This is a genomic window from Caballeronia sp. LZ024 (assembly GCF_031451455.1).
Lineage (GTDB): Bacteria > Pseudomonadota > Gammaproteobacteria > Burkholderiales > Burkholderiaceae > Caballeronia > Caballeronia telluris.
On sequence record NZ_JARUXL010000001.1, the window covers coordinates 1,024,591 to 1,036,568 of the forward strand.

The following is an 11,978-nucleotide window of genomic DNA, read 5'->3' on the forward strand; positions in this document are numbered from 1 at the left end:
TCACTCCGCTTCACTGACCGGGCGCGGCGGCCGGGGTGGCGTACCGCGATTGAACCGCGCGCGCAGCCTGCGGCCGAGCGAATCGAAGCCGAGGTAGATCACGGGCGTCGTGAAAAGCGTGAGCAACTGCGACACGATCAGCCCGCCCACGATCGCGATGCCAAGCGGATGGCGCAGTTCGGACCCGGCGCCCCAGCCGATCATCAGCGGCAAGGCGCCGAGGAGCGCCGCCAGCGTCGTCATCAAGATCGGGCGGAAGCGCAACAGGCACGCCTGGAAGATCGCGTCGCGCGGCGACTTGCCTTCCTCGCGCTCGGCTTCGAGCGCGAAGTCGATCATCATGATCGCGTTCTTCTTGACGATGCCGATCAAAAGCACGATACCGATGATCCCGATGATGTCGAGATCGTGCCCGGTGATCATGAGCGAAAGCAGCGCGCCGACGCCCGCCGAGGGCAGCGTCGAGAGGATCGTGATCGGATGGATGAAGCTCTCGTACAGCACGCCGAGCACGATATACATCGTGACGATGGCGGCGAGGATCAGGAACAGTTCGTTCGACAACGACGCCTGGAACGCGAGCGCCGCGCCCTGGTAGCGGATCTGGAACGACGGCGGCAAACCGATCTCCGCCTTCGCCGCTTCGATCGCCTTGACGGCGGCCCCGAGCGACGCGCCGGGCGCGAGGTTGAAGGAGACGGTCGTCGCCGGGAACTGGCCGAGGTGCGTGACGAGCAGCGGCGCTGCGCGCTCATGGAACTTCGCGATGGCCGAGAGCGGCACTTGTCCGCCCGACGCCGTGGAGGAGGGCAAATAGATGCCGCTCAATGTCTCGCTATAGTGCGCATCGGTCGGCTCGGCTTCGAGAATCACGCGATACTGGTTCGACTGCGTGAAGATCGTCGAGATGATGCGCTGGCCGAACGCGTCGTAGAGCGCGTTGTCGACGGTGGCGGGCGTGATGCCGAAGCGCGCGGCCGTCGCCCGGTCGATCTCCACATACACCGACTGGCCGTTCTCCTGCAGGTCGGTCGCGACGTCGGCGAGTTCCGGCGAATGCTGCAAACGCTCGACGAGCTTCGGCACCCATTGCGCGAATTCGGTCGCGTTCGGGTCGGTGAGCATGAACTGATACTGCGTCGGACTGACGGTCGAGTCGATCGTCAGGTCCTGCACCGGCTGCATGTAGAGCCGGATGCCGGGAATGTTCGCGACGTCGTTTTGCAGCGTGCGGATGACGTCGCTCGACGTGTTGCTGCGGTCGTCGCGCGGCTTCAGGTTGATGAGCATCCGGCCGCTGTTGAGCGTGATGTTGGTGCCGTCCACGCCGATGAACGACGTCAGGCTCTCCACATCCGGATTCTTCAGCACCTGCGCGGCGAGCGCCTGCTGCTGCTCGGCCACCGCCTGATACGACGCCGCCTGCGGGGCCTGTGTGATCGCCTGGATCACGCCCGTGTCTTGCGTGGGGAAGAAGCCCTTCGGAATCAGGATATAGAGCAGCGCCGTGAACACGAGCGTGAGCAGCGCCACGAAAAGCGTCGCGCGCTGACGGTCGAGCACCCAGGTGAGCGCGACGGCGTAACGCCCGATCACGTAATCGATGAACTGGTGCGCGCGCGCCTCGAAGCGCTTGCTTTCCTTCGGCGGCGTGTGGCGCAGCAGCTTCGCGCACAGCATCGGCACGAGCGTGAGGGAGACAATCGCCGAAATCACGATGGTGACCGCGAGCGTGATCGCGAATTCATGGAAGAGCCGTCCGACGACGTCGCCCATGAAGAGCAGCGGAATCAGCACCGCGATGAGCGACACGGTAAGCGAAATGATCGTGAAGCCGATCTGCCGCGAACCCTTGAGCGCCGCTTCGAGCGGCGGATCGCCTTCCTCGACGTAGCGCGCGATGTTCTCGATCATCACGATGGCGTCGTCGACGACGAAACCGGTCGCGATGGTCAGCGCCATCAGCGAAAGGTTGTCGAGCGAGAAGCCGCACAGGTACATGATCGCGAGCGTGCCGACGAGCGACAGCGGCACCGAGAGGCTGGGAATCAGCGTCGCCCAGACGTTCGCGAGGAACAGATAGATGACGAGCACGACCAGCACGACCGAGAGCGCGAGTTCGAACTGCACGTCGCGCACGGAAGCGCGGATCGTCGTGGTGCGGTCGGTGACGATGCGCACGTCGAGCGCGGCCGGCAGCGACGCCTGCAACTGCGGCAGCAGCTTCTTGATGCCGTCGACCACCTGGATGACGTTCGCGCCCGGCTGGCGCTGCACGTTCAGGATGATCGCGGGCGTGGAATCGACCCACGCACCGAGCTTCGTGTTCTCCGGCCCTTCGACGATCGTCGCGACATCGGTCAGCATCACCGGCCGGCCGTTCTTGTACGCGACCACCGCGCTCTGATACGCCTTCGCGTCGGTCAACTGGTCGTTCGCGTTGATCGTGTACGCTCGGCTCGGGCCGTCGAAATTGCCCTTCGGCGTGTTGACGTTGAGGTTGGAAATCGTGGTGCGCAGGTCGTCGATGTTCAGGCCGTATGACGCGAGCGCGCGCGTATTCGCCTGAATCCGCACGGCGGGGCGGTTGCCGCCGCTCACCGACACGAGGCCGACGCCCGCCACTTGCGAAATCTTCTGCGCGAGGCGCGTGTCGGCGAGATCCTGCACCTGGGTGAGCGGGAGCGTCTTCGAACTGATCGCGAGCGTGAGGATCGGCGCGTCGGCGGGGTTCACCTTCGCGTAGATCGGCGGCGCGGGCAAATCGGACGGCAGCAGGTTGCCCGCCGCGTTGATCGCCGCCTGCACTTCCTGCTCGGCGATGTCGAGCGGCAGGTCGAGGCTGAACTGCAACGTAATGACCGACGCGCCCGCCGAACTCTGCGACGACATCTGGTTCAGGCTCGCCATCTGCCCGAACTGCTTTTCGAGCGGCGCCGTGACCGACGACGTCATCACGTCCGGCGACGCGCCGGGGTAAAAGGTCCGGACCTGGATGGTCGGGTAATCGACGGCGGGCAGGGCGGACAGCGGCAAGAAGCGCAGCGCGACCAGGCCGACCAGCATGATGGCCGCCATCAGGAGCGCCGTGCCGACCGGGCGCAGGATGAATAGACGTGATGGGTTCATGCTTTACGTCGTCCGGCGGTCATTGCGGGTGCTGCTGGCGATGACGCCCGCCGTGATGCGCGCCCGAAGCGCCCGACGCCGCGCTGGCGGCCGTCGCAGCCGAGGCGCCGGAAGCACCCGAAGCACCCGAAGCACCCGAAGCAACCTTTGCCTTGTCGGCGGGAATCGTGATCTTCGCGCCTTCCTTCAGGCGGTCCGAACCGTCGATCACCACGCGCTCGCCGACCTGCAGGCCGCTCTTGATGCTGGTTCGCTCGCCGTCGACCGGACCGGTTTTCACCGTGCGCACGCTCACCGTGTTGTCCGGCTTCACCACGTAGACGAACGCGCCCGACGAACCGTTGAGCACCGCCGAAGTCGGCACGATGGTCGCGTTCCTGATCACGTCGACGAGCAGCTTGGTGTTCACGAACTGGTTCGGGAACAGCATGTTCTCCTTGTTCGGAAAGGTCGCGCGCAACTTGACGGTGCCGGTCGTGGTGTCGATCTGGTTGTCGACCGTTTCGAGGTAGCCGGCTTCGAGCGCGGTCGTGTTGGCGCGGTCGTAGGCGGTCACGGACATCTTCGAGCCCGCGCGCATCGGCTTCATGATCGCCAGCAGGTTGTCTTCCGAGGTCGTGAAGATGACGCTGATCGGCTGCAGCTGGGTGATCACGACGACACCGTTGGTGTCGCCGGTCGTCACGTAGTTGCCCGGATCGACCTGCCGCAGGCCGACTCGCCCCGACACCGGCGCCGTGATGCGCGCGTAGGTGAGATCGAGCCTGTAGGTATCGACGTTCGCCTGATCCGACTTCACGGCGCCTTCGTACTGCTTGACGAGCGAGGCCTGCGTGTCCACCTGCTGCTTGGCGATGGAATCCTGCGAAAGGAGCGTCTGATAGCGCTGCAAGTCGAGCCGCGCGGTCTGCAAAAGCGCCTGGTCTTTCGCGAGGGTGCCCTGCGCGTTGCGCAGCGAGATTTCATAGGGACGCGGATCGATCTGCGCGAGCAGGTCGCCCTTCTTGACCATCTGGCCTTCCTGGAACGCCACGTCCATCAGCGTGCCGTTCAGTTGCGTCTTGACCGTGACGTTCGCAAGCGGCGTCACTGTGCCGAGCGAATTGATCACGACGGGCATTTCCCCCTGCACGACCGTCGCGACATGCACCGGCTGCGGCTGATTGGCGAGCCCCGCGCCGCCACGGCGGCCGCTCGCCGGCGAGCCGGCCTGCTGCGCGTTCGACGCGTCGTTGCGGCTCCACGGATGCCACCACGCGATCGCCCCGGCGATGATCAGGAGTGCCACGACGAGCCACCCGAAACGGCGGCGCCGGGTGGGACGGACAGCAGTGGGAGCGATCGGGGAGGCGGTCTGCGGGGGCGTCGGAGAGTTTTTCTGGTCGTCCATCGTTCGGTGGCTTGGCGTAATTCGGTGACTGGCGTTGAAGCTAAATTCGATGCCCGGTGCGATGCTGGATTATTCGCGCGCCGGTGTGCAGGGTGGCTCGAACTCGCGGGAGGAGAGGCGCGGGCGAGCGCTTCGCGCGAGCCGTTCATGTGAACCCGGATGCGCCCGGAAAGCTTTGAAAGCAGGGCCCGGTGCGCGCGAAGCATGATGCTACGTCCCGCGCTTCGTAAGAGTCCAGCTATCTTTCTTTCTGTTGATTACGAGTGTTACATGGCGTGCGGGAGCCGCGCGGGCCGGGCACGGTCCGTTGCAGTGTGTGGCCGAACCAGCGGGCGGTGCCTAGTCGCCGATCCGCGCGGTCGGTGTGCCGCCGATCTCCTCGACGATCTTCGCGACGCAGTCGAGCAGCGCCGGCGCGACGCTTTCGATCAGCGTCTCGCGCGGGCACTGGTGCGCGGCGCCGCCGCAATTAACGGCGTAGCGCTGGTCGGACGGCCCGGTGAAGCCGGCCGCGACGGCGTTCAGGCCGTGATGCCATTCGCCCGTCGAGATCGCGAAACCGAGACGCCGCATGTCGTCGAGGCCGGTCTGCAAGCCACCGGCAACGGTCGGCCAGTCGTCGCCGGAAGCGGTCTGCACGCTCGCGATCAGCGTCTGCCGCTCGGACTGCGTCAGCACCGCAAGATACGCGCGGCCGACGGCGGTCCGGCACAAGTCCATGCGCCCGCCCACTTCGAGCCGCGAGACGAGCACGGCGGAGCGCGGCCGGATCGCGTCGATCACGACCATCTCCAGCCGGTCGCGCACCGCGAGATGCACACTCAGACCCGTTAGCTCGGCGAGATCGATAAGGAAAGGGCGCGCGCGGGCGCGGATGTCGAAGTTGCGCAGAAAACCGTTGCTCAGTTCGAGCACCGACGCCGTCAGGACGAAGCGCTCGCTGTCCGGCAGGCGAAACAGGAGCCCTGCGCTGACGAGCGTCGCGGTGATGCGAGAGACGGTTGGCTTCGGGATGCCGGTCAGTTCCGTCAGTTCGCGATTGCTGACGGGCGCGTCGGCGGCGGCGATCCGTCGCAGTACGTCCAGCCCGCGCGCGAGCGCGGTGACCTCTTCGCCGTCCTTTTCTTTCGGTTTTTCCCGACCGACCGGTCGATTCTCGCTCTTGTTCATTGTTTTTTTAAAACATCGTTTCGTTTCTATTCAGCAACCTTGGATGCCGCGGGAACTCTTCAGCAATCTTTGCAGGGCATGCAATGCTCGTTCAAAGGTGCATGCGCTGCGACACTTTTCCATTCTCCGGCATGCGGGGCAGGGCAAGTTGGGCAGATGCCCGTGGCACGAAATTTTGCTTGACTTAGGCAGCATAACCATAAAAAATGGAACCCAATTTCGAAACTGCATTGGGCGCTCATGAGCGACCGGCCGTTCGAAAAAGGGCTCTCAGGTTCTAGCACGGCCCTCGGAATGGCTAGAACTTTTAAGGCGCTGCGGCAACGCAGCGCCTTTTTTTTGTCCGCGAGGTTTTTTGCGGGCCGTCCGATTCAGCGGTCAATAGTCAAATCCTATCATCCGCTCGTGCCCGACCGCAGCGCACGGTGCCCGAGTTCAACGCGCGAGCGTGTCGCGCATCGCCCGGTATTCCCGCCTCACGATATCCATCAGCTCCGCCACCGACGTGTTCGCGCTGCGTTGCTCATACGTCACGCGGCCCCGTTGCATCAGCATGATGCGATCCGCGATGTCGAGCGTCTGCGCATAGTTGTGCATGATCATGATGATGGACAGCCCGCCTTTTTCCTTCAGGCGCATGACCAGGTCGATGATCAGGGCGGCTTCGCGCGCGCCCATCGCCGCGAGCGGTTCGTCGAGCAGGAGGATCTTTGCGTTCGAATACACGGCGCGCGCGACGGCGATCGCCTGGCGCTGTCCGCCCGAGAGCCGCTCCACCGGCAGATCCACCGAAGGCACGTGCACGCCGATATCGTCGAGACACTGCGCGGCGCGCGCGCGCATCGACTTGTGATCGAGCAGCCGAAACGGTCCGCGCCGGATGATCTCGCGGTTCAGGAACATGTTGTGGTAGATGCTGAGCGAATTCGCGAGCGCGAGGTCCTGATACACGCATTCGATGCCGAGCGCGCGCGCATGGTCGACCGAGCGCAGCAGCACTTCTTCGCCGTGGACGTGCAGCGTGCCGCTCGTCTGCTGGTGAAAGCCCGTGAGGATCTTGACGAGCGTCGATTTGCCCGCGCCGTTGTCGCCGAGGATACCGAGAATTTCTCCACGACCGAGCGTGAGCGAGACGCCGTCGAGCGCCGTCACCGCGCCGAAGCGCTTGACGAGCTGGTCGCCGCGCAACGCCGGGGCGTCGACGGTCGTTGGCGGGGCGGCTTGCGATGCCTCCATCACGGGCCTCCCTTGCGGCGGATGCGTCCGATATGAATGTTGAGAATCATCGCGGCGAGAATCGCGGCGCCGAGAATGATGTTGAAGGTGAACGCATTGATGCCGATGAGCGTGAAGCCGTCGCTGAGAATGCCGAGCACCGCGGCGCCGAGGAGCCCGCCCACGATCGTGCCCGAGCCGCCCGTGAGCGGTGTCCCGCCGATCACCGCCGCCGCGACGGCCAGGAACATGATCTGGTTGCCGCCCGCCTGCGGGTCGATCGACGTGATGCGAAAGCCTTCGAGGATGCCGGTGAAACCCGCGAGCACGGCAGCGAGAACGAAGTTGCCGAGGCGCAGCCGGTTCACGTGGATGCCGGCCTCGCTCGCGCCGACCGGATTCGCGCCCGCCGCCTGCGTGTGCAGGCCCCAGCGGGTGTGACGCAGCAGCGTGTGAATGACGGCCGCGATCACGACGGTCCAGATGATCTCGCTATAGCCCCATGCGCCCATGAACTCGGCGAACATGGGAGAACCCGGCGTTGCCGCCGGCGTGCCGCGCGACAACGTGAGCGTGATGCCGTTGATGAGAAAGAGCGTGCCGAGCGTCGTCACGAACGAGGGCAGCCGCAGCCACACGGTCACGGCGCCGTTCACGAATCCGATCACGGCGGCGGCCGCGAGCCCCGCGATCACCGCGAGCCACATCGGCGCGCCCGCGTCGTTGGCGAACACCATCATGAACGGCGCGAACGCGAACACCATGCCCGCCGACAGGTCGATGTCGCCGCCGATCATCAGCATGATCTCGCCGAACGCGATGATCGCCACCGGCGCGATGAACTGCGACAGATTGACGAGACTCGCATTCGTGAGCAGAAAGTCGTGATTGGCGAACTCGAAATAGGCCGCGAGCAGCACGGCCACGAGCAGAATGCGCAACTCGGCGGCCCACTGGGCCGTCCATGCGCCGGGCGGGCGCGGCGGCGGCGCGGGCGTGTCCGCGCGGCGGGGTTCGTTCGCCGCGTCCGTCACGACTTGATGGCGCCGCTCATCGGGACGATTTGCGGCTTCGCGGTCTTCCCTTCGAAGCGCGTCGACGTGTTGAGGTACGGCTCGACGGTGCTCTTCGTCACGAACTTGAGGCCGGTGTTGATGTTCGCAGGCCCGACGAGCCCGCCCGAGGCCAGGAACACGAACGCTTCCATCACCGTATAGAAGCCTTGTACGTAAGGTTGCTGATCGATGGTGAAATCGAGGAAGCCTTCGTGAATCAGCTGGATCGTCTGCGGCAATAGATCGAAGCCGCCACCATGCACGCCCTTCGAAGGCAGGTTCGATTCCTTCATCACCTGCGCGACGCCTTGCGTGCTGCCCGCATCGACGGCGAACATGCCTTTCAGGTCCTGATGGCCGAGGTAGAACGACTTGATCTTCGACAGCTCTTCGTTCACTGTCGCCCCCGTCGCGACGGTCTGGATGTCGATTTTCTTGCCCGACTTCTTGATCGCGTCGCTCGCGCCATCGAGACGCGGCTGGATGTTGAGCTGACCCGGCGTCGCGATGAACAGCGCGACGAGGCCGCTGTCGACGATGCTCGCGATGCGCTCGCCCATCTGGTAACCCGAGAGATACAGGTCCTGCCCGATGTACGCGAGGCGCGGACTGGTCTTGCCGCGCGGCGCGTCGGCGTTGTAGGCGAACACCGGAATGCCCGCGTCGAGCGCGGCCTGGATCGGTTTGTCGAACGCGGAGGGGTCGACGATGGGGACGGCGATCGCATCGGCTTTCGCCGCGATCGCGGAGTTCACCGCGCGCACCATTTCGCCGGCGTCGGAGGTGGCGGAGCCGGTCCACTGATAGTCCATGCCGAGCATGGAACAGGCATCCTGAATGCCGTATTGAGTCGGCACGAAGAACGGGTTCGTCGTGACATGATTGACGAACACGATCTTCCATTTCTTGTGCTGCGGGAACGCTGCTTCCGCCGCCTGCGCCGACGAAATCAAACCGCCCGCACCGCCGCCCACCGCGCCCAGCAGCGAGAGCGCGGCGCCGAGCCCTGCGCCCTGCATGAGGCTGCGCCTGCCGGTGCTGGGCACACGGTTGTCGTCCCCTGCGAGATGGTTTGCTGCGTCTTCCCGATCCTGTGCCATGTCACCCTCCGAGCTTGTCGTGGTTGGTCGTTCTGGTCGATTCATCGTCGATCGCTTTCAGATACCGGGCAGCACCTTTCGATCAACCGAAGCGGCGTTCACCCACAAAACGCGCGAGGGACGCGCACGTCCCTCGTGATAAACGCATTGCATCGTCATGTTCCGGCGAAGCCGGGATGGAGTGTCGGCTGCCCGTGATCGTGCGGAAGGCGAAGTCGATGTCTTTCGCGTCTTTTGCACGCCGAGGCATGGTGCGAAGGGGTCAGTCTGATGCGTGTTTCCGATGCAGCGCGAAATTGATTTCTTCTATTCATGGCGCTCACGCAGGTGGGCTCGTCCCGGCCAGCGCGCGAAATGTCGTGTCATCCCATTCTGTGGACAGCGGCCGCGCACCCTGGCTAACCAGACGAACTATATGCAGCGTCCCCCCGCGTTTCGATTAGCGTTTTCCCGGTGAGGCCCGAAGGACGGGACATGGCGCGAACCGTTCGCGCGCGTCGAATCACGAACGCCCGGCGCATCGCGTCGAGGCGACGACGAGCGATGCGGGATAAACGCTATTGGTCCGGCGCGGTCGCGAGCCGATAATCGACGGTTTCGACCGTTCCGTGACTCGAGATGCGCGACCGAATCGACGACGAGATCACGTTTCGCAAGCTGGAGGTTCTGCTCGCCTTCATGGAGACCGGCAACCTGGCGAAGGCGGCCGAAGCGCTGAACGTGAGCACGGTCAGCGTGCACCGCGCGCTGCATTCGCTCGAACAAGGCGTGCGCTGCGCGCTGTTCCGCCATGAAGGGCGCAATCTGAAGTCGACGGAAGCGGCGCAGATGCTCGCCGATGTCGCAGAGGAAGTGCTCGCGCTGATGTCCGACGGCATTCGCGCGACGCGCGAAGCCGCGGGCTATTCGTCGGACCGGCTGAAGATCGGCTCGCTGTATTCGCTGACGATCCGGACAGTGCCGGGTATCGTCGTCGATATCAAGGTGCGGCGGCCGACGCTGCATGTCGAACTCGTGCTCGGTCCGAATGCCGAACTGCTCGACAAGCTCAAGCGAAGCGAAATCGATGCGGCGCTGATGGCGTTGCCAGAAGCCGAGCCCGATGTCGAATCCATCCCGCTTTTCGAAGACGACATTTTCTTCGCGGCGCCCGCCGGTTCGCCTTACGCGAAGCAGGAAGCCGTCGATCTGCGAGACTGCCGCAACGAGACCTTCGTGTCGCTCGGCGAGGGATTCGCCACCTATCACGGCTTCGTCGACGCGTTTCGTGTCGCGGACTTCACGCCCAACGTGACGATGCGCACCGGCGACATCTTCTCGCTGATGAATCTGGTGAGCGGCGGAGTCGGCTATACGCTCCTGCCGGGACGCGTGCAAGGCGTCTTCGGCGACAAGGTGCAGTTCATCCCGCTCAAGCCGCAATACCTGATGCGCCAGACCATCGGCGTCAGTTTCCTGCGCGCGCGCGAGCGCGATCCGAACCTGCTCGCGTTGATGGCCGTCTGCCGTCTGCGCACGAGAAGCGCTGGCTGAGCGTCACCGCCCGTCGCGTGCCCGTTCCCGCTCGACGAGCGCGCCCAGGTCCGGCAGCGAGACTTCGCTGCAACTCACCGCGATGCCCTCCGCGAAGATCGCGCTCGCGAGCCGCGTCAGGACGCTCGAGGCCGGCATTTCTATCGCGAGGCGCGCACCGTCGCTGATGATGCTTCGCCGATGGACACCGTCGTTCTCCCCGGCGCCTCACGCGCCCATCAGCGCCCTGGTCGCGAAAAACAGCAGCGACGGTCCGAGCAGGCAGCCGACGCCCGTATGGAACGTCGCGATCAGCGCGCCGTACGGCACGAGCCGCCGGTCGGTGGCGGCCAGCCCCGCGCTGACGCCGCTTACCGTGCCCGCCAGCCCGCCGAAGATCATCGCGGAACGCGGCGTCTTCAGTCCCATGAAGCCGGCGGCGAGCGGCGTGCCGATCATGACGATGATCGCCTTGATGAGGCCCGTCGCGATGCTGAGCGCGATCACGTCCGAGCTTGCGCCGATCGCCGCGCCCGTCACCGGTCCCACGATATACGTCACGGCGCCCGCGCCGATCGTGGTCATGCTGACCGCGTCGGTGTAGCCGAACGCATGCGCGATGCTCGCGCCGACGATGAACGGCAGCACGGTCCCGAGCAGCAGCGACACCACGCCGATCATCCCGGCCTTGCGCGCTTCGGTCGCCTGCACCTCGAAGGCAGTCGCGACGATGGCGAAATCGCGCAGCATCGCGCCGCCCATCAGGCCGACGCCCGCGAAGAGCGGCAGGTCGGCGAGACCCTTCTGTCCGGCCGTGAAGGTGCCGCCGAAATAGGCGAGCGCGAGGCCGATCACGATGGCGATCGCCGAGCCGTGCACGCGCCCGAACGTGAGCTTCTTCGAGATCACCGACGACACCCACATGATGAGCCCCACGAGCGCGAACGCCGTGACGAGGCCGTTGTGGATGAGAACCTTATCGATCATTTGGAACATGGCGGTCTCCGCGTTCAGACTTCTTCGAGAGTCGGGGCGTTGGCAAACGACGTACTGTCGCGGCCGGTGCGGGAAAGCACGGCGATGCAGACCGCGCAGGACGCGGCGGCGCCGAGCGCGGAGAGCAGCGCGACGGGGCCGCCCTTGAGCGCGGCAACGACGTTCTGGTTCGCCGCCATCGCCACCACGACCGGGATGTACATCGCGCCCCAGAAGCCCACGCCCGCTTCGGTTTCCTTCGGCAGCAGGCCCTTTCCGTGCAGATAGAGGCGCAGGAAGATCAGAAGCAGCATCGCGATGCCGACGCCTCCGACATTCGTCTTCACGCCGATCGCGACCCCGAGCAGGTCGCCGAGAAAAAGTCCTGCCAGATGGCAGAACGCCAGCAACGCGGTTCCATAGATGATCATT

The 11,978-nt window shown here is 65.0% G+C and carries 10 protein-coding genes; 1 reads left to right on the forward strand and 9 read right to left on the reverse strand.

Annotated features, from left to right (window positions below):
* The 6 genes from QCE48_RS04615 to QCE48_RS04640 all read right to left on the reverse strand — a co-directional run bounded on the left by QCE48_RS04615 (position 1) and on the right by QCE48_RS04640 (position 9,059).
* Positions 1–3,129, reverse strand: a complete 3,129-nt coding sequence (locus QCE48_RS04615) for an MdtB/MuxB family multidrug efflux RND transporter permease subunit (protein ID WP_309785878.1) — start codon at positions 3,127–3,129, stop codon at positions 1–3.
* Positions 3,130–3,148: 19 nt separating this feature from the next.
* The gene (locus tag QCE48_RS04620; protein WP_309785877.1) at positions 3,149–4,519 is read right to left on the reverse strand and encodes an MdtA/MuxA family multidrug efflux RND transporter periplasmic adaptor subunit; all 1,371 of its coding nucleotides are present in this window, start codon (positions 4,517–4,519) and stop codon (positions 3,149–3,151) included.
* 339 nt (positions 4,520–4,858) lie between these two features.
* Positions 4,859–5,689, reverse strand: coding sequence for an IclR family transcriptional regulator (locus QCE48_RS04625; RefSeq protein WP_309785876.1), 831 nt, complete (start codon positions 5,687–5,689; stop codon positions 4,859–4,861).
* A gap of 435 nt (positions 5,690–6,124) precedes the next feature.
* The gene (locus QCE48_RS04630; protein ID WP_309785875.1) at positions 6,125–6,925 is read right to left on the reverse strand and encodes an ATP-binding cassette domain-containing protein; all 801 of its coding nucleotides are present in this window, start codon (positions 6,923–6,925) and stop codon (positions 6,125–6,127) included.
* Positions 6,925–7,845: an ABC transporter permease gene (locus tag QCE48_RS04635; RefSeq protein WP_309788264.1), complete on the reverse strand. Its 921-nt coding sequence runs from the start codon at positions 7,843–7,845 to the stop codon at positions 6,925–6,927. The genes QCE48_RS04630 and QCE48_RS04635 overlap by 1 nt, the downstream gene beginning before the upstream one ends.
* Positions 7,846–7,934: 89 nt before the next feature.
* Positions 7,935–9,059 (reverse strand): sugar ABC transporter substrate-binding protein, encoded by a 1,125-nt coding sequence (locus QCE48_RS04640; RefSeq protein ID WP_309785874.1) that lies wholly within the window; start codon positions 9,057–9,059, stop codon positions 7,935–7,937.
* A 618-nt stretch (positions 9,060–9,677) separates the two neighbouring features.
* On the opposite strand from QCE48_RS04640, the gene QCE48_RS04645 reads away from it, so the two are divergent.
* On the forward strand, positions 9,678–10,592 hold the full coding sequence (locus QCE48_RS04645) for a LysR family transcriptional regulator (RefSeq protein ID WP_309785873.1): 915 nt from the start codon (positions 9,678–9,680) through the stop codon (positions 10,590–10,592).
* 3 nt (positions 10,593–10,595) lie between these two features.
* On the opposite strand, the gene QCE48_RS04650 is transcribed toward QCE48_RS04645, so the two are convergent.
* The 3 genes from QCE48_RS04650 to madL form a co-directional block, all read right to left on the reverse strand.
* A complete protein-coding gene (locus tag QCE48_RS04650; protein WP_309785872.1) occupies positions 10,596–10,730 on the reverse strand; it encodes a hypothetical protein in 135 nt (44 codons plus the stop codon).
* Between the two features lie 69 nt (positions 10,731–10,799).
* A complete protein-coding gene (gene madM, locus QCE48_RS04655) occupies positions 10,800–11,567 on the reverse strand; it encodes a malonate transporter subunit MadM (protein WP_309785871.1) in 768 nt (255 codons plus the stop codon).
* Between the two features lie 14 nt (positions 11,568–11,581).
* Positions 11,582–11,977 (reverse strand): malonate transporter subunit MadL, encoded by a 396-nt coding sequence (gene madL / locus QCE48_RS04660; protein WP_087628935.1) that lies wholly within the window; start codon positions 11,975–11,977, stop codon positions 11,582–11,584.
* Between the last annotated feature and the right edge of the window lies 1 nt (position 11,978).